14 protein-coding genes are annotated in these 18,961 nt (G+C 42.7%); 11 read left to right on the top strand and 3 right to left on the bottom strand.

Annotation, left to right across the window (positions count from 1 at the left end):
• Positions 1 to 121: 121 nt before the first annotated feature.
• Positions 122 to 1,516 carry an arginine decarboxylase gene (locus BMX56_RS16905; protein WP_090650569.1) on the top strand — a complete coding sequence of 465 codons (1,395 nt, stop codon included), beginning with the start codon at positions 122 to 124 and terminating at the stop codon, positions 1,514 to 1,516.
• Between the two features lie 214 nt (positions 1,517 to 1,730).
• On the opposite strand, the gene BMX56_RS16900 is transcribed toward BMX56_RS16905, so the two are convergent.
• Positions 1,731 to 2,276 carry a hypothetical protein gene (locus tag BMX56_RS16900; protein ID WP_090650567.1) on the bottom strand — a complete coding sequence of 182 codons (546 nt, stop codon included), beginning with the start codon at positions 2,274 to 2,276 and terminating at the stop codon, positions 1,731 to 1,733.
• A 270-nt stretch (positions 2,277 to 2,546) separates the two neighbouring features.
• Between BMX56_RS16900 and BMX56_RS16895 the strand changes: the two genes are divergently transcribed.
• Entirely contained in the window at positions 2,547 to 4,079 is a 1,533-nt protein-coding gene (locus BMX56_RS16895; protein ID WP_304441810.1) for a malate:quinone oxidoreductase, read from the top strand.
• A gap of 40 nt (positions 4,080 to 4,119) precedes the next feature.
• On the opposite strand, the gene BMX56_RS16890 is transcribed toward BMX56_RS16895, so the two are convergent.
• Both BMX56_RS16890 and BMX56_RS16885 read right to left on the bottom strand, forming a co-directional pair.
• Positions 4,120 to 5,124, bottom strand: a complete 1,005-nt coding sequence (locus BMX56_RS16890) for an energy transducer TonB (protein ID WP_090650562.1) — start codon at positions 5,122 to 5,124, stop codon at positions 4,120 to 4,122.
• Positions 5,125 to 5,190: 66 nt separating this feature from the next.
• On the bottom strand, positions 5,191 to 7,794 hold the full coding sequence (locus BMX56_RS16885) for a M1 family metallopeptidase (protein WP_177183840.1): 2,604 nt from the start codon (positions 7,792 to 7,794) through the stop codon (positions 5,191 to 5,193).
• 316 nt (positions 7,795 to 8,110) lie between these two features.
• Between BMX56_RS16885 and BMX56_RS16880 the strand changes: the two genes are divergently transcribed.
• From BMX56_RS16880 to BMX56_RS16840, 9 genes are all read left to right on the top strand, one after another.
• Entirely contained in the window at positions 8,111 to 9,061 is a 951-nt protein-coding gene (locus tag BMX56_RS16880; protein ID WP_090650560.1) for a glycosyltransferase family 2 protein, read from the top strand.
• 109 nt (positions 9,062 to 9,170) lie between these two features.
• On the top strand, positions 9,171 to 10,139 hold the full coding sequence (locus BMX56_RS16875; protein WP_090650557.1) for a glycosyltransferase family 2 protein: 969 nt from the start codon (positions 9,171 to 9,173) through the stop codon (positions 10,137 to 10,139).
• A gap of 6 nt (positions 10,140 to 10,145) precedes the next feature.
• Entirely contained in the window at positions 10,146 to 10,916 is a 771-nt protein-coding gene (locus BMX56_RS16870; RefSeq protein WP_090650554.1) for a glycerophosphoryl diester phosphodiesterase membrane domain-containing protein, read from the top strand.
• 3 nt (positions 10,917 to 10,919) lie between these two features.
• On the top strand, positions 10,920 to 12,425 hold the full coding sequence (locus tag BMX56_RS16865; protein WP_090650551.1) for a GH3 auxin-responsive promoter family protein: 1,506 nt from the start codon (positions 10,920 to 10,922) through the stop codon (positions 12,423 to 12,425).
• A 348-nt stretch (positions 12,426 to 12,773) separates the two neighbouring features.
• Complete coding sequence (locus tag BMX56_RS16860; protein ID WP_255369860.1) at positions 12,774 to 13,961, top strand: 1-deoxy-D-xylulose-5-phosphate reductoisomerase; 1,188 nt, start codon at positions 12,774 to 12,776, stop codon at positions 13,959 to 13,961.
• A gap of 16 nt (positions 13,962 to 13,977) precedes the next feature.
• Positions 13,978 to 15,306, top strand: a complete 1,329-nt coding sequence (gene rseP / locus BMX56_RS16855; protein WP_090650548.1) for an RIP metalloprotease RseP — start codon at positions 13,978 to 13,980, stop codon at positions 15,304 to 15,306.
• 135 nt (positions 15,307 to 15,441) lie between these two features.
• A complete protein-coding gene (locus BMX56_RS16850; RefSeq protein ID WP_177183839.1) occupies positions 15,442 to 16,041 on the top strand; it encodes a GNAT family N-acetyltransferase in 600 nt (199 codons plus the stop codon).
• A 107-nt stretch (positions 16,042 to 16,148) separates the two neighbouring features.
• Complete coding sequence (locus BMX56_RS16845) at positions 16,149 to 17,726, top strand: glycoside hydrolase (protein ID WP_090650543.1); 1,578 nt, start codon at positions 16,149 to 16,151, stop codon at positions 17,724 to 17,726.
• A gap of 145 nt (positions 17,727 to 17,871) precedes the next feature.
• Positions 17,872 to 18,951, top strand: coding sequence for an AI-2E family transporter (locus BMX56_RS16840; RefSeq protein WP_090650540.1), 1,080 nt, complete (start codon positions 17,872 to 17,874; stop codon positions 18,949 to 18,951).
• Positions 18,952 to 18,961 lie beyond the last annotated feature (10 nt).

Here is an 18,961-nt window from a genome sequence, read left to right as displayed (position 1 = left end):
TGTCTTGATACTTGATACTATCTACTTGATACTAAAATTACATTCAAACCATAAATTTTATCCCAACAAATAGCCAATTATTCCGTTTTAAAATCACATTTTTGCCCCAAATTTTTTAAGGATGCAGAGTTACCAGGAATTTCTTGATTTAAGTGTTGGTTTCCCGCAAGATGGTTTTGAAATCATCGACGACGAACTTTACTTTCAGGACCTTAATTTAATGGAGATGATTGAAACGTATGGTACCCCCCTACGCTTTACTTATCTGCCACAGATCTCCAAAAAGATCCAGCAGGCCAAACTGTTGTTTCAGCAGGCTATAATAAAAAATAACTATCGCGGTAGCTATAAATATTGTTATTGTACCAAAAGTTCGCATTTTAAGCACATTGTTGAAGAGGCGCTTAAAAACGAGATTCACCTGGAAACATCATCGGCTTTTGATATGCCAATGATTGATGCCCTGGAGAAAAAAGGTGCTGTTAATAAAGATATTACCGTAATATGCAATGGTTTTAAAACCTTCCAATACAAAACGTATATTATTGATATGCTGCATGATGGCTTTAAAAACATCATCCCGGTATTGGACAATAAGGAAGAGTTTAACCTTTACGACGATGAAATTGAGATGGATACCCCATGTAACCTGGGTATCCGTATAGCGGCCGAAGAGCAGCCCGATTCTCAATTCTATACCTCGCGCTTAGGGGTGCGTATGGAAGATATCATCGATTTTTACCACAACAAAATTGAAGATAACCCTAACTTCCAGGTAAAACTGTTACATTTCTTTATCAACTCTGGTATTTCAGATACCCCTTATTATTGGAACGAGCTGGAGAAATACGTAACGCTTTATTGCAAGTTCAAAAAAATCAACCCGCACCTGGATACCCTTGATATTGGCGGCGGTATGCCGTTTAAGGATTCGCTGGTGTTTGATTTTGATTACGAGTACATGATTAATGAGATTGTGAGCCGTATTAAAGAAATTTGCGCAGAGCACGATACCATGGAGCCTGATATTATTACCGAATTTGGTAAATATACCGTTGCCGAAGCATCGGGCATCCTGTATAAAGTATTGGGCCGTAAACAACAAAATGACCGTGAGCGCTGGTTAATGCTGGATGGTTCATTCATCACCAACCTGCCCGATGTTTGGGCACTTAACCAAAAATACATCCTGTTACCTGTAAACAACTGGGATAGCGAATACGAGCGCGTAAACCTTGGCGGCATTACTTGTGACGGCCAGGATTATTACAACCAGGAAGCGCACATGAACAGTGTGTTTATGCCAAAAACCCGTAAAGTACAATACCTTGGCTTCTTTAACACAGGCGCCTACCAGGAAGTGCTAAGTGGTTACGGCGGTATCCACCACTGTTTATTACCATCACCAAAACACGTCATCATCCGCCGCAACCGCGACGAAACATTCAACTTTGAAGTTTTTGGCGAAGAGCAAAACAGCAAACAGGTATTGAAGATACTGGGCTACACCACTTAAGCAGTTGGCAGTTTTGAGTTGGCAGTTTGCAGCAAAATATTTAGCGATGGGTTTTACTCATCGCTTTTTTTGTCTGAACAGGGATTAAACAGATTTTTCAGGTGATGCAGGATTTCGTCCGATGAATACGACCATTTTCAAATCTTCAAATTTTCAAATCCTCAAATATTCCCTTTCATCTGCACATCTGTAATCTGAAATCTGCACATCTACCCTACTTTCCCGACGCTACTCCCCAGTAACAACTATTGCGTATCTTTTTAAGTAATTCGGGGGTGATACTGGATACGGCATGTTCCAGCTTGTTTTGGGTGTTGATGAGGTACATGGTGCCGTTTACATTATTATACACATAGGAGCATAGCACTTTATCTTCACCATCTTCTATTTTTTTAACATCAACACGCACTGCATTGGTTTTGTTGCTCGTATCTGGCTTTAGGGCTGGGTCGGCAGCTTTTACCCAGTTAACCGTATAGTTGATATCCGCTGGCGATAGGCTGGCAGTGTTGGCCTTAAAGCTTTTACTTTCGTGTATTACCTGCAGCAGGCATTGTACACAGGGGTCGCTGGCGGTGGCTATTCCGTATTTCTTTTGCGGGTTATTCAGCACACTATCCTTTTTACTATTTACCTGGACGGTACTTTTTAAACTATCTGCCGATACTGCCTGTGGCTTAGCTTTTTGCTGATTACAGGCTGTTATGGATATTGCTGTAAACACTGTTAAAAAAACGACGTTTAGCTTATTGAGTATCATAATTTACTTCATAATGGTGGTGTAATATATACAGCCCATAATACATTTTGTGTTAATTTATTATAAATACAACAACGGTAATTTGTTCAAAAACGTTGCTAACTAAATTTAAACCTAGTTTTTATTGCAATTAATGGACAGACGAAGACAGATTTTCTGTAAAAAATCCTTAAAATTGTCAGATTTAATTCCGAGCTGCTTCAATCAGTTATTCGGGTGTTAAATGAGCATAACAATTTTGCAAAAACCGGGTTATACCGGGTGTAATTAATTTCAAAATACCTTTGCAGGTATCATACTAAGATGGCTAACAGCGATAAAGTTTCGGGAACAACGGTTGATGTGGTTTTAATAGGCGCGGGTATTATGAGCGCTACTTTGGGGGTAATGCTAAAAGAATTGCAACCCGATTTAACTATCGAAATTTTTGAGCGCCTGGATGTCATCGCTTCAGAAAGCTCGGCCCCCATGAATAATGCGGGTACGGGGCACTCCGCTTTCTGCGAGCTAAACTACACGCCCGAATTGCCCGACGGCACTGTTGAAATAAAAAAAGCCATCAAAATTGCCGAGCAATTTGAAATAAGTAAAGAATTCTGGACTTATCTTATCGATAAAAAATATATCCCATCGGCCGAAAGCTTTATCCGCAAAGTACCGCATATGAGCTTTGTTTGGGGGGCCGACAATGTAAATTACCTGAAAAAACGCCAGCAAGCCCTCACTAAACATCACTTTTTTAAAGGAATGGAATACTCGGAAGACAAAGCCCAGATTAAAAAATGGATTCCGCTGGTAATGGAAGGCCGCGATGAACACGAGGCGGTATCGGCCACGTTTATGGATATTGGTACAGATGTAAACTTTGGTAGCTTAACCAGCAGCTTGCTTGATACCCTGAAACAAAAAACAGGCGTTAACTTAAGCCTTAACCACGATGTTACCGGCCTTAAACGCAACACAAATGGCAGCTGGCTGATTACTGTAAAAGATAAAATAAGCGGCACAAAAAGAAAACTGACCAGCAAATTTGTGTTTGTTGGCGCCGGGGGCGGTGCTTTGCCATTATTACAAAAATCGGGCATTAAAGAGAGTAAAGGTTTTGGTGGTTTCCCGGTGAGCGGGCAATGGCTGGTTTGTACTAACCCCGATGTAATTAAACGCCACGAAGCTAAAGTTTATGGTAAAGCATCGGTAGGTTCGCCGCCAATGTCGGTACCGCACCTGGATACCCGGATGATTGATGGTAAACGCGAACTGTTGTTTGGCCCCTACGCAGGTTTCTCAACACGTTTTTTAAAGAAAGGATCTTTACTCGATCTATTTTGTTCAATAAAACCAAATAACATATTACCGCTGCTTGCCGTAGGCCGCGATAACTGGCCGCTAACCAAATATTTGATCAGCCAGGTAATGCAATCGCCTACCGACAGACTTAAAGCGCTACGGGAATACCTGCCAACCGCCAAAGCCGAAGACTGGACATTGGACATAGCCGGCCAGCGCGTACAGGTGATTAAGAAAGACGCCAAACACACCGGTGTATTGGAATTTGGCACCGAGGTAGTAACATCGGCAGATGGCAGTATTTCGGCCCTGTTGGGTGCATCGCCTGGTGCTTCCACATCTGTTCCTATTATGGTACAGCTGATTGAACGCTGCTTTAAAAACCACATTAAAACAACCGAATGGCAGGAAAAGCTAAAACAAATGATCCCATCATACGGGCAATCATTATCAAATGATGAAGCTTTGAGCGTTGCCACACGCGAGCGTACAAGTAAGGTTTTGGGGTTGGATTAGAATACGACGCCAAATAGTTAAACTTATTGGTGCCAAATTATTAATAAGCCAACGCAAAGCTAATAGGTATCGAGTAAACAACCTCGGTTTTAATACCATATTTATACCCCGGCTTCCATTTAGGCGATTTCTTTATACAGTTTAGCGCCTGTTCATCCAAACTCGGGTAAAGGCTTCTTGTAACTTTAACATCTGCCAGCGCCCCATCTGTTTGAACAACAAATTGAACGATAACCCTACCCTGAATCCTTTTGTCGCGTGCATCAGAAGCATAAGCAACTGAGCGGGCAAGATAAGCGAGCAATTTATCTTGCCCTCCCGGAAATTCGGGCAGGCTTTGAATTTGAGTAAAAGGATATACATTACCTTTGGCACTTATACTTTTGCCTTCTTTTAAAAGGCCCATATCGTATTTACAACTATAATTAACAGTATCATTCAGCTTGCCGCGCCATTCGCCATCCTCAACACCTTTTTTCACAATTCCCTCGGCAAATGGCACATTACTGCCGTGGTACTCAACCCACTTTCCATCGCCTCCATCTGCCAGTACATTACCTAACGAATCAAGACACTGGATTAACTTTAATACCGGTCGCCCGATGCTATTAATGTAATTGCCGTCGCCAACAGTTTTAACAGTATTTACACGGCCATTGGGAAAACATTCAATCACATCGCCGGTTAACTTATTTTTGTCGTACTGGTAGATACCTTTTTTGCGACCGTTTTCAAAATATTCGATGCATGTACCCTGTAACTGCGTATTCCAGGTTGGCGACAACGACTCGCCAGAAAACTTAAGCTTGCCGCTTAAATAATAATCGTTAACCCGATAAAAACCACCATCAGCAGCGGGCGATAAAAGTACCCGGATAAATGTGGCATCTTCCTTTTTCATCGCCGGCTCACCCGCTCCGGCGTTGTAAGAGCCGTAACCATCGTTGACGTCCCGCATATACAACATTACCGTATCTGTTTGGGCAAATAAGCTATTGGTAACAAATGCGTTAAGTAGTAATAAAACAGGTATGAGTTTCTTCATATAAATTAAAAAGGGCGCTGATATTTAAATATCAACGCCCTAAATATAAAAAATATTGACTAAAAACTATTGAAACGACACCGCCGGCATATTACTGTTTACCGCCGTTTCTTTAACCTTAAAATCGGCCGGGTGGCCAAGGATGACGGTTTTAATTAAAAACGGAATTTTAACGCCTCCGTTAATTCCCTCGTAATTGCCAAACTCCGTTACCGAACTTGCGGTACCATCAATCACCTGTTTTATTTTGAGGCCCGTTTTTTGGCTGTAATAGTTTTTAATTACAGCACCATCTACAACACGAATGTCAAGTTCATAAGCCATATCGCCGTTTACCACTTTCATAGTTGAATCAAGCGACACTGCGTTTCCCAGCTTTTCGTAATCAAGCTCTGGGAAAGCTTTGCTTTTTTCTTTAAGCACTCTTTTGGCCACATCATCCAAAGGCATTTCATGGTTTACCTGCTGCACACTTATATTATCATTATTAACCAAAATATGGCTTAATACCAGGTTGTTATATGATGGCACAATAATTTGCTGAAAATACATTCCGGGCATGCGGTATCTCGAAACCATCTGTACTTCTGAGCCCTGCACACTTGCTGCTGCCGAAACCTGTAGATCTTTAATATTTTTCAGCTTATCAACACCGCCAATGGCATCAAGATAGGTTTTGATTACACTGCCGGCAGTTACACCGGCCGGAACCGGCAAGCCGCTAAACGAGTTATTTTCGGCGTTTACATCCGGTAATTTGTGGTCGGGGTCGATAACAGCCAGTGCTATTTTCGATGTGGATTTATAAGGAAACGTCCAGGTACCGCCGCGCTGCCATATTTCGGCAGGCAGTTTTACAATGCCTGTTTTGCCATTTTCTTCTTTAATGCTAATAGTTACCGGCAGGGCCATCTCTTCCAGGTTATCTATGGTAATCAGGGCGCCCTTGGCCGGGTCACCGTCCTGGTAGGCAATACCGCTTATACTTTGATCAAGTTTCCAGGTAGTAAAAAACCACTCGTTCCAAAACCAGCTCAGATCCTCGCCAGCTGCGTTATCCATGGTGTGGAAAAAATCCCAGGGCGTTGGATGTTTAAATGCCCAGCGTTTGATATAGGTGCGAAACGCGTAATCAAAACGCTGTTCGCCCAAAATCTGCTCGCGTAAAATGGCAAGGCCCAGGGCGGGCTTATCATATGCCGCGTTGCCCAAAAAGCTTTCCTGTATTACATCCGGAATGGTCATGATTGGCTCCGCATCGGCGCTAAATAAACCCGATGCAGCTTTTTGCTCATCTACCGGCTCATAATATTCGCCTTTATTAAAAACGCGGGTATCTACGTTGTTTAAAAAAGTATTAAAACCTTCATCCATCCAGGCGTACTTACGCTCGTTTGAGCCTACTATCATCGGGAACCAGTTATGGCCGAATTCGTGGTTGGTAACTTCCCAAAGGCCCCCGGCTTTACTTTCCCATCCGCAAAAAACAATTCCGGGATACTCCATCCCTCCTACCGTACCGGCCACGTTGGTTGCTACGGGATAAGTATACTCAAACCATTTATCTGAATAAAGTTCAATAGCCGCCTTCACGTACTCTGTCGACCGGCCCCAGGCATCGTTACCTTTTACTTCGGCAGGATAAACCGATTGCGCCAAAGCTTTTTTACCGCTGGGCAAATTAATCCGCGCTGCATCCCAAACAAATGCCTTTGAGGCCGACCAGGCCACATCACGAGCATTTTTGCAGATAAAGTGCCAGGTAAGCATCGGTTTTTTAGGGTGATCGTTACCGCTCAAAACTTCAGCCTCATCCTTTATCATCACCGTTTTATCACTTGCACGGGCTGCGGCCAGGCGACTCATGGTAGTTGGCGTGTAAACTTCGGCGGGGTTAAGCAGCTCGCCAGAGCCGGTTACTACTAAATTTGAGGGGGCTGTAATGGTGTAATCAAAGTTACCATACTCCAGGTAAAACTCACCGGCGCCAAGATAGGGCAATACATTCCACCCGGTTACATCGTCATACACCTCCATGCGGGGGTACCATTGGGCTATTTCATAAATCCAGCCATTTTTGGTTTGCAGACGGCCCATACGGTCGGTACCATACTTAGGTATCTCAAAACCGTATTCTACTTTAATCTGCAGCTTACCACCTGCGGCCTTCAACGAATCTTTGAGCTTTATTTGTAGGCGTGTATCAGTAACCAGGTAATCGGCTTTGGTAGTTTTACCGTTTTTAATAATGTAAATGGATTTTATTTCATCGCCTTTGGTATAGCTGCGATTGGTAAAACGCCCGCCGGTAACCGAGCTGGCAGCTTCAGAGCGCGAATCTTCGCGGTAAATATTCTGATCGTCCTGCAGCCATAAAAATGGTAAAGCATCGGGACTGTTGTTGGTATAAGTAATTAGCACTGTACCGTCAAGCCGGTGTTTCGCGGTATCCAACGTAACATCAAGCTTGTAATCGGCACGGTTTTGCCAGTATTTTGAGCCGGGCGCTCCACCGGCATTCCTGTATTCGTTACCTTTTTCGGGATAAAATAATGGATTAAAAACTTTATGCTGATCGTATTTCCCCCCCTGTTGATCGTCGGTTTGAGCATAGGCTATTGTGGAAAACACACACAGAAAAACAATTAGAATTGCTTTACAAAATTTCATGAAGGCTTTATTTATAATGACAGGCAAGTTATGCAAATATTTCCAAGTGCTTTTAACGTAATAGAGGCTTTACATATTGTAGGCAGTCCCACCTAAATAGCGTAGCTTTCATGAGCGCCCCAAATAACCAACTGCGAATAATCCTCCTCGGTAGGGAGGACTTTAAAAAAGCACAGTTAAAGTCTCCCCTACCGGGGGAGATTTAGAGGGGGCTTGGCTGCTTAAAAATCATTATACAAACCATTCCCTATTTTTTATATTTTTGCGGATGATTGCGGGCAAACATAATTTTAGCCACGCATCACATTCCTTATAAATGGACATATCAGTTGTAGTACCGCTTTATGACGAAATAGAATCATTGCCCGAGCTTACCTCATGGATAAGTCGCGTAATGGCCGAAAATCGTTTTACTTACGAGATAATATTGGTTGATGATGGTAGCAAGGACGGGTCCTGGGAGACGATCAGGAAGCTACGCTTCGATAATCCTTTCATTAAAGGCATCAAATTCAGGCGCAACTATGGCAAATCGGCGGCGCTTAATACCGGCTTTGCCGCTACCAGGGGCGATGTGGTAATAACCATGGATGCCGATTTACAGGATAGCCCGGATGAGATACCCGAACTTTACCGCCGCATTACCGAAGAAAAATACGACCTGGTATCGGGCTGGAAAGCCAAACGGTATGATCCGCTCAGCAAAACCATACCTACTAAGCTGTTTAATTATGCCACCCGTAAAATGAGCGGCATAGATAACCTGCACGATTTTAACTGTGGCCTTAAAGCATACCGCGGCACCGTGGTAAAAAACATAGAGGTTTACGGCGAAATGCACCGCTACATCCCAGTATTAGCCAAATGGGCCGGTTTTACAAAGATTGGCGAGCAGGTAGTTGAGCACCGCGCCCGCAAATACGGAAAAACCAAATTTGGTATGAGCCGCTTTGTAAATGGCTTTCTTGATTTGCTGTCGATATTTTTTGTAGGCAAGTTTGGCAAGCGCCCCATGCACTTTTTTGGCACAATGGGCACATTAAGCTTTTTCACCGGATTGGTAATAGCGATATGGATAATGGCCGACAAGCTTTATAACCTTTCGCATCACATCAAAGAAAGGCAGCCAACAGATAATCCGTGGTTTTATATAGCCATTGTAGCCATCATTTTAGGCTCGCAGCTATTTTTAACCGGCTTTGTTGCCGAACTGGTTTCCCGCAGTTCAAGCGAGCGTAACCATTATTTGGTAGAGGAAGTAATCTGATTTGAAAATTTGAGGATTTGAAAATTTGAAAATTAACCTTTCAAATTGAAATGATTGAAAAGCCAGCCATTTTCAAATCCTCAAATTTTCAGATCCTCAAATTCAAAACATGTTTTTTTCCATCATCATCCCCTTATACAACCGCCCGCAGGAGATTAAAGAACTGCTGGAAACACTTGTGCTGCAAACGTACCGGAATTTTGAGGTTTTGGTGATTGAAGATGGATCGGTTAATGACGCCGAAGCTATCGTAAACAGCTTTGTTGGACAGTTGGATGTTCGCTATTTTAAAAAAGCAAACGAAGGGCAGGGTTTTACACGCAATTTTGGATTTGAACGCGCCAGGGGCGACTACTTTATCATATTCGATTCGGATTGTTTGATCCCTGCAGATTACCTGCAGATTGTAAATAATTCGTTAACCGCAAATTACCTTGATGCCTACGGCGGGCCAGACGGAGCACATACCTCATTTACGCCTACGCAAAAGGCTATCAGCTATAGCATGACCTCCCCTTTTACAACCGGCGGCATCCGCGGAAATAAAAAAGGGATTGGGCAGTTTCATCCACGAAGTTTTAACATGGGTGTATCAAGGCAAGTGTGGGAGAAAGCAGGCGGTTTTATCATCACCCGCCTGGGCGAGGATATCGAATACAGCATCCGCATCCATTCCCTTGGTTTTAAAATCGGGCTGATACCCGACGCCATCGTTTACCATAAACGCCGTACCAATTTTGTACAGTTTTTTAAGCAGCTGCACTTTTTTGGCAGGGCGCGTATTAATATTTATAAGTTTTTCCCGGGGGAGTTAAAGGCGGTGCACTTTTTCCCTGCGGCGTTCACACTGTTCCTGCTATTCACGCTCATTTTCAATCTATTGGGATGGCAGATTGCCAAACTGGGTAACTTTATAGTGTTGTTTATCATTTTGTTAATATTTTTTCATGCATGGTGGAAAAATAAATCAGCAAAAATCGCATTTTTGAGCATTATAGCTGCCTTCACTCAACTAACAGCCTACGGGATAGGATTTATGCAGGATTTTTGGAAGCGGGTAATTTTTAACAGATCATAATAACCTATGTACCACACCTTTTCTGTTGCAGAAACCATTAAAACTGCATGGAATATTTTAAAGAAAAATTTTGTGCCGCTTGTTGTGTATTCGGTTATTTCGCTGTTTATAAATGAGGTGCTTGACTTTTTTAAGACTTTTTTCTTAATTGGCGATTACCTTACTACCACTATTTTCTTCTTCATAGCGTTGATAACGCAGTGCTTTATTGGTTTAAGCTTTTACAAACTCATATTAACCTTAATGGACAAGGAATATTATGAGTTTGAATTTAAAGATATTTTGCCATCGGCTAAAATGACATTTAACTTTGTTATTATCGGCTTTTTAACAGCTTTTTTCGTTGCAATATTATTCTTCTTCTACGTATTGGCCCAACGGTATCTGGGGTTGGAAAGCATATTTCAGACGATAGAATTATTGATTATCCTCTATATAAGTCTGCGCAGTATATTTTGTATCTGCTTTATTGTTGACGATGATTCGGCGCCTATAGAATCGCTCAAACAAAGTTTCGAAATAACCAAGGATAACTTCTTTAAAACGCTTAGCATCTTTATTATTATAATAGGCATACTCTTTATAGCATTGATACCTGTTTTCCTGATCATAAATTTAACCGGACTTGATGAAAAGGGAGGGTTCATATTCAGGTTAGCTTTTTATTGCTGGTTTTTGCTAACCTTCCCTTTTATCCAGGTAATTATTATGGTTACCTACCGTAAATTAGTTTACAGCCACCTGGATGTAGACGATGACCTGTCCGAAACCAATTAACAAATGGGCCTTAAATCTGTATTGAGCAAAGTTTTTGCAGCCCTGGTAAACAGGGAGCTTAATCAGCTGCGTAAAAATGCCCTTATTTTGCAGCAAAATACATTTAGCAGTCTTATCCACAAGGCAAAGGATACCGCCTTTGGTAAAGCGTATAATTTTTCACAGATCAACAGTTACGAAGATTTTAAGCGAAACGTACCTATTCATGATTATGAAGACCTGCGCCCCTATATAGACAGGATTGTAAAAGGCGAAGAGAATGTACTATGGCCGGGCAAGCCAAAATACCTGGCCAAAACATCGGGCACAACATCGGGTGTAAAATATATCCCGATATCAAAAGAAAGCATGCCCCAGCATATTAAAGCCGCCCGAAACGCGCTGCTTGCTTATATCCACGAAACCGGCAACGCCGATTTTGTGGATGGCAAAATGATATTCCTGCAGGGAAGCCCGGTTTTAGCCGAAAAGAATGGCGTTTCAACAGGAAGGCTTTCGGGCATTGTTGCTCACCATGTACCCGCCTATCTTCAAAAAAACAGGCTGCCCAGCTACCAAACCAATTGCATTGAAGATTGGGAGCAAAAGGTTGACGCCATAGTTGACGAAACTTTTAATGAAGATATGCGCCTCATTAGCGGCATACCGCCCTGGTGCCAGATGTATTTTGACAGGCTTTCGGCAAAGGCCGGCGGCAAAAAGGTGAAAGATATTTTCCCTAATTTCAAATTGTACGTGCATGGCGGCGTAAACTACGAACCTTACCGCGCCCGGATGGAGGAAAGTATTGGTTTTAAAATTGATTCTATCGAAACTTATCCCGCATCAGAGGGCTTTATCGCTTTCCAGGATTCGCAAAAGGAGAACGGTTTACTTTTATTGGTTGACTCAGGTATATTTTACGAGTTTATTCCTTCTGATGAATATTTTAACGAGCATCCAACCCGCATCAATATCAAAGATGTGGAACTGGAGAAAAATTATGCGCTCATTATGAATACCAGCGCCGGCTTATGGGGTTATAGCTTAGGGGATACCATTAAATTCATATCTAAAAACCCTTATAAAATCATTGTAACCGGCCGTATTAAACACTATATATCGGCCTTTGGCGAACATGTTATTGGCGAAGAAGTAGAACATGCTTTAATGAGTGTGGCAAAGGCCGAGGGTGTTGATGTAATTGAATTTACCGTAGCGCCACAGGTTAACCCGCCGGCCGGGCAACTCCCCTACCATGAGTGGTTTGTTGAGTTTGGAACACTGCCCGCCGATCTTCAGGCCTTTGCCATAAAAGTGGACAAAGCCCTGCAAAAGAAAAATATTTACTATTTTGACCTGATTGAAGGTAACATTTTGCAACCTTTGATCATCCAAGGCCTACAAAAAAACGCGTTTATAAATTACATGCGATCGGAAGGAAAACTGGGGGGGCAAAATAAGGTGCCAAGACTATCAAACGACAGGAAGATAGCAGATGGGTTAAAAGCGTATATTAAGCCCCTCTAAATCTCCCCTAAAGGGGAGACTTGAAAAAGGCAAACAGGCATAACAGAAGCGTATTATAATTATATTCGCAAATCAAAAAAGAGTGTCATGGTTAATCGTAAAATTTAACGAAACCATGAAAGTGAGATGGCACTAAAAAATAAAGACTGTCATTCTGAGGAACGAAGGATCTATTCACGAACTTTTCTATCGGTCATGCATAGTTGATAGATCCTTCATTCCTAAGGATTACAGGGAAATTGGATATGTGACGGGTAGTCCGCCGAAGCATAACGTGCAAAGGCCTGTCTGCGTGTGTTTTGACAAGCTTAGGATGACCGGTATTTTTCTTATATAAAGATATTATAATTGAGTAACCAGATAAAAAACATTGCCATTTTAGGCTCAACAGGCAGCATAGGTACCCAAACACTTGAGGTGATAAAGGGTAACAGTAACCTGTTCAGGGCTTTTTTACTTACAGCACACTCCAATGCCGAGCTATTAATTAGCCAGGCTATTGAGTTTGTGCCGGCGTATGCCATTATATGCGATACCGGCAAATACCTGCAGGTAAAGGAGGCCCTGGCCCACCTGCCTATCGAGGTGCTTGCAGGCCACCAGGCTATAATTGATACCGTTACCCATCCTAATATTGATGTTGTACTTACAGCAATGGTTGGCTTTGCAGGTTTGGAGCCGACGATTGCTGCTATAGAGGCGGGTAAAGATATCGCCCTGGCCAATAAAGAAACTTTAGTAGTTGCCGGCGAAATTGTAACCACTTTAGCCAAACAGCATGGGGTTAACATCCTGCCGGTAGATTCTGAACACTCGGCCATATTCCAGTGCCTTACGGGCGAGGAAAACAACCCTGTAGAAAAACTGATCATTACAGCATCCGGCGGCCCTTTCCGTGGCCGCAGCGTTGATTTTTTGACCGGTGTAAGCCGCGAAGACGCGTTAAAACATCCTAACTGGGTAATGGGCGCCAAAATCACCATTGATTCGGCATCGCTCATGAATAAGGGCCTGGAGGTGATTGAGGCCAAATGGCTTTTTGATGTAGATGCAGATCAGATTGACGTGGTGGTTCACCCGCAATCTATCATCCACTCTATGGTGCAATTCAGGGATGGATCAATCAAAGCCCAAATGGGTTTGCCGGACATGAAACTACCCATCCAGTACGCCCTTACCTACCCTAACCGCGTTCAAAACGATTTTAAGCGCTTTGATTTTACCGCCTACCCTAACCTGACTTTTGAAAAACCAGACCTGGAAACTTTTCGTAATCTTGGCTTAGCTTATGCTGCGTTAAAACAAGGTGGTAACATGCCTTGTATTATTAATGCGGCCAACGAGATTGCCGTTGCAGGTTTTTTAACCAACAGCATCGGTTTCCTGGCCATGAGCGATTTGATTGAAGAGTGTATGCAGCAAATCGCCTTCGTATCGCAACCAACCATAACCGATTATTTGAATACCGACAAAGAAACACGCATCTTTGCGCAAAATTTTATACAAAAACTGCCGTTAAAGGCAATAAACTATTAATAGATAAATATAACGAATGAGTATAGTGATCATGGTAGGCCAGCTTGTACTGGGCCTTTCAATTTTAATCATCCTGCACGAACTGGGGCACTTTTTAACGGCCCGGGCTTTCGGGATTAAAGTAGATAAATTTTACCTGTTTTTTGACGCGTGGAATATCAGCCTGTTTAAATTTACGTATAAAGGTGTTGAATATGGCATTGGCTGGCTGCCTTTAGGTGGCTATGTAAAAATTGCCGGTATGATAGATGAATCGATGGATACCGACCAGATGGCCGGTCCGCCGCAACCCTGGGAGTTCCGTTCAAAACCAGCCTGGCAGCGTTTAATTGTAATGCTGGGCGGTGTTACAGTTAACATCATACTGGGCATTCTTATATTTTGGGTCCTGACTATCCGCTTTGGCGAAAGCTATATTCCTAACTCAAGTGCGCAATATGGCATTGTACCAGGCGTGGTCGGCAAAAAAATAGGCTTATTGCCGGGTGATAAAATTACAGCTGTTAACGGTAAAGAGATTGTACGTTTTGACGATTTAACAAGTCCAAAAGTATTACTGGAAAACACGGTATTCACTGTAGTGCGCGGTGCCCAAACATTAAGCATTACGGTACCGCATACTATATTAAACGATTTAGCCGATCATGGTATCGAAGAATTTATAAGCCGCGTACCACGTACCAAATTTTCTGTCGATTCGGTTTATGGCAATGCTAAAAAAGCAGGCCTAAAAAAAGGCGATAGCGTAGTGGCAGTAAACGGCCAGCCTGTTGTATTTTTTGACGAGATCCAAAGCCAGCTTGCAGCAAACAAAGGCAAACTGGTTGACCTGGGCGTAAAACGCAACAGCACCATTTTGCCAATAAAAGCGCAGGTTACCGCCGATGGCACTATTGGTTTTGCAAGGCCCAAAAGCGATTTCCCGGAAGTAAAAACCATAAAATACGGTTTCTTTCAATCTTTCCCTATCGGTGCGACAAGAGCTATCAGCACATTTACTGATAATGCCAAAGGCCTGGGTAAAATATTTAAAGGTGATGTTAAGTTCAACAAAGCCGTAAGCGGCCCTGTTGCTATAGCAAACCTGTTTGGCGGTACTATTGACTGGGTGCACTTTTGGAGCCTGGTAGGCTTTTTATCAATGGTATTGGCGCTGATGAACCTGTTGCCTATCCCGGCGCTTGACGGTGGTCATGCCGTGTTCCTGATTGTGGAAATGATAAAAGGCAAACCACTGAGCGATAAGTTCCTGGAGCGCGCACAAATAGTGGGCTTTGTGATACTGGTTACCCTGATGGTATTTGTTTTTGGAAACGATATTGTAAACAAGGTAATGAAAAAATAGGCTGAAAGCTATAAATGAACAGCCTGGGGATTTAATCTCCGGGCTGTTTTTGTTCATGACCGGGCATGCCACATCCAACTATATTCTCAATTTTAACGTATCGGTATGCTGCATAATTTCCGATATTTACCGATAATGTACACTCTTAAATACAAAGAATTTTCTGAAGCATTATACCAGGCGTTGGAAGCCGATCCGTTTTATATCGCGCTGCTGCGGTTTATCCCGGGCAATGATGAAAAACAGGATGCCCTTATAAAATACCTGGATTACTCTATGTACGAGGCAAAAGAATACGGCTTGTTGTTTATTCGAGGCGAACACAGGTACGGCGCTGCCATCTGGAGCAAACCTTTAAATGCTGACGTTGAATTGGCAAAGCATCAGTATAAAAAAGAATTTTTAAAAACTAATTTAGGCAATGACGCCCTTGATACCTATTTGCAAATAACCAATTTCATGTCCTCAAACCTGAAGGGTCTTATTTCCGATGATGCATGGTACCTTTCGATAGTTGGCATTAAACCAGAATTCCAGGGCAAAGGCTTGGGCGCCCAACTGATAAATGAGGTGCTGAAAGAAACCGACAAATTGGGTTTGCCCACTTACCTGGAGACTTTTACCCCCAGAAACATTTCCTTTTATAACAGGCTGGGATATCAAGCGGCGGCTTCCTTTTTAGAACCGGTTACCAGTGCAACTTATTGGGTATTGGTTAGGGAGGCCCAATCTTAAAACATAAAAACGCCCAACATAACGCGGAAGCCCCGATTATTTAGAATTGGGATAAAGTACTTTGATATAGCCGATAATGTGGGTATACACACTTATATTTGCCCCACATGAAACCAACAAAAAGCTTTTTTAAACCGATAGGCATTGCACTACTATTGGCAACTATTTTTAGCTGCTCAACAGTTGCCCAAACTCCCGATACAGCAATTACAGTCCACATCGACTTAAACAAAACCGGGCAGGTAATTGAAAACATAGGCGCATCCGGTTGTTGGTTTTCTGAAGGGATTGGGAAATACTGGCCCGCCGAAAAGAAGGAGGCTATTGCCCGTTTATTATTCAGCAAACAAAAAGACAAGTTGGGAAACCCATTGGGAATTGGTTTATCGGCCTGGCGTTTTAACATTGGCGCCGGAACTGCAGAGCAAGGGGACAGCAGCGGAATTAAAGATTTCAGGAGGAGATCTGAGTGCTTTTTAAGCCCAAACGGCAATTATGACTGGAACAAACAGGCCGGTTATCAATTCTTTTTAAAAAAGGCACATGATTATGGCGTAGAAACACTCATAGCCTTTTCAAACAGCCCACCGATACAATTTACGCGTAACGGGCTGGGTTATAAAACAGAAAAAGACTTTACCAGTAACCTGAAGGCCGATGCCTATAGCGCCTATGCCAATTTTTTGGCTAAAGTGATCAGCCATTTTGATAGTGAAGGCCTTCACTTCAGCTATATCAGCCCGGTTAATGAGCCCCAGTGGGATTGGTCGCGCCCGTATATGCAGGGCGACCAGGAGGGCACGGCATGGAAAAACGACGAAATATACCATGTGGTTAATGAACTTAACGGTGTTTTAAATAAAGAGAAATTAAACACTAAAATTTTGATAAGCGAAGCGGGCATGCTCAATTACCTGTATTCGGGTAGTGGTAATTCAACAAACCAAATTCAGCGTTTTTTTGGCACAAATAGTTCATTATCTGTTAAAGCATTAAACCATGTACCGCCAACAATTGCCGGCCACAGTTACTTTACCGAAACTACCGACAGCGCAATGGTAGCTACCCGGAGCCAACTGGCCGATACCGCTAAAAAATATGGTGTGAACTTCTGGCAATCGGAATACAGCATGTTGGCCGATGGTTTTAAAGAAGGCTCAAATGGTGACCGTAGCGCGATAGATTGCGCATTGTTTTTGGCAAAAGTTATTCACTCCGATTTAACAGACGGTAATGCTACCGCCTGGCAATTTTGGAATGCCTATGAACCAGGCAGCGCCGATTTTAATACACGGTATTACCTCATCGCTTTAAACCCCAAACCCGATTTTAAAGACGGCGAATTTACGGTAACCAAAAACCTGTGGGCCCTGGGCCATTACAGTTTATTTGTGCGCCCCGGCATGGTTCGCGTACTTACCGGCACAGCGCCGGCCACACAAAGTAAAATCCTGGTTTCGGCATGGAAAGGTGCGAACAATAAACTGGTTATAGTAGCTGTTAACCGCGGAACGACCGATACAAAGGTAAACCTCGATTTAAAAAACGCCACCAAAAAATACAAAACGCTTAGCACTTATTTAACCAATAGGGATAAGTCCGTAAATATGCAGGCTTCTCAAAATAAGTATACCCCCGGAGTTTTACTCCCCGCACGATCGATATCAACATTTGTACTGGATTGATAAAAGAGTTAGCCACCGGTAAATGGAGAAATGAGTGCTACCCGGGCTTTTGGTCTTGATATTAAGTCAATATTGCGATATTGTTAAAACTTTTGGAGATGTTCGTTGTCCCCTATTTGAACATTCTTTTTCAAATCAGGACGATATGGCTCTTAATAACGATAAATATACCGGTAAACCCATTCAAGATGAACCCACCTATATTCAAAAAGTATGGCAAACCGTGGCCATTGTAGCCTTGCTGGTGGTAGTGATACTGATTGCCCGGGTTGCTTTTAACGTATTATTAATGGTTCTCGCCGGCGTGCTCATCTCCGTTTACTTTCATGGCCTGGGCGATATGATCCAACGGAAAACCCAATGGCGCCGCCGGACATGCATGATTATTTCTATCGGTGGCACGTTTGTGTTGCTTGGGGTACTGTTTTGGTTTATGGGGTCTAAAATATCAAACCAGGTAGCTATATTAAGCGATACGCTTCCGCATACAATCAGTAATGCCAAACTAAAACTGGCCGAAACCCCTATCGGAAGAAAAATCCTGGAATACCTGGCTGATGATAACTCAGATGCCTTAATGACTACTGCCAAATCCTTCTTTAATACCAGCTTCGGTGTGCTGGGCGATATTTATATCATCCTGTTCCTGGCGATATTTTTTACCAGCAACCCTAACCTGTATAAAGATGGCATGATAAAATTAGTGCCCGAAAGCCGCAAACCGCTCGCCCACCAGGTGATAGATAGGATTAGCTTCGCCCTAAAGGGATGGCTAAAAGGAATGATGTTATCTATGGTACTGGTATTTATTTTACTTTCTATCGGGTTAGGCATCATGAGCATCCCTGTGGCTTTGGTGCTTGCCCTGCTTACCGGCCTGCTTAAACTTATTCCCAACTTTGGATCATTGGCAGCCATGATTCCCGGCGTATTACTGGCCTTAACCATCAGTACAAATACTGCTATAGTAGTAGCATTAATGTATATGGTTACTCAAACTATAGTAAGCAACATAGTAACTCCTATCATCCAAAATAAAATGATAAACCTGCCGCCAGCCTTAACCATACTGGCGCAAGTATTAATGGGTACATTATCTGGGGTTTTGGGTATTATTTTGGCGGTGCCCTTACTGGCTATCGTGATGATTTTGGTTGATGAGTTGTATGTAAAAAAAATAACAGATCTTGATATTGTAATTGTGCCTGAAAGAGGCCAACCCTAAACACAAAAAA

It is taken from the genome of Mucilaginibacter sp. OK283 (assembly GCF_900110415.1).
GTDB lineage: Bacteria > Bacteroidota > Bacteroidia > Sphingobacteriales > Sphingobacteriaceae > Mucilaginibacter.
The sequence above is the reverse complement of the archived record's forward strand: the minus strand, read 5'-3'. Positions and strand labels throughout refer to the sequence as shown.

Coding starts and splice junctions, on each gene's coding strand:
- BMX56_RS16905 (WP_090650569.1), top strand. CDS start 122: ATGCAGAGTTACCAGGAATTTCTTGATTTAAGTGTTGGTTTCCCGCAA.
- BMX56_RS16900 (WP_090650567.1), bottom strand. CDS start 2,276: ATGATACTCAATAAGCTAAACGTCGTTTTTTTAACAGTGTTTACAGCA.
- BMX56_RS16890 (WP_090650562.1), bottom strand. CDS start 5,124: ATGAAGAAACTCATACCTGTTTTATTACTACTTAACGCATTTGTTACC.
- BMX56_RS16885 (WP_177183840.1), bottom strand. CDS start 7,794: ATGAAATTTTGTAAAGCAATTCTAATTGTTTTTCTGTGTGTGTTTTCC.
- BMX56_RS16880 (WP_090650560.1), top strand. CDS start 8,111: ATGGACATATCAGTTGTAGTACCGCTTTATGACGAAATAGAATCATTG.
- BMX56_RS16875 (WP_090650557.1), top strand. CDS start 9,171: ATGTTTTTTTCCATCATCATCCCCTTATACAACCGCCCGCAGGAGATT.
- BMX56_RS16870 (WP_090650554.1), top strand. CDS start 10,146: ATGTACCACACCTTTTCTGTTGCAGAAACCATTAAAACTGCATGGAAT.
- BMX56_RS16865 (WP_090650551.1), top strand. CDS start 10,920: ATGGGCCTTAAATCTGTATTGAGCAAAGTTTTTGCAGCCCTGGTAAAC.
- rseP (WP_090650548.1), top strand. CDS start 13,978: ATGAGTATAGTGATCATGGTAGGCCAGCTTGTACTGGGCCTTTCAATT.
- BMX56_RS16850 (WP_177183839.1), top strand. CDS start 15,442: ATGTACACTCTTAAATACAAAGAATTTTCTGAAGCATTATACCAGGCG.
- BMX56_RS16845 (WP_090650543.1), top strand. CDS start 16,149: ATGAAACCAACAAAAAGCTTTTTTAAACCGATAGGCATTGCACTACTA.
- BMX56_RS16840 (WP_090650540.1), top strand. CDS start 17,872: ATGGCTCTTAATAACGATAAATATACCGGTAAACCCATTCAAGATGAA.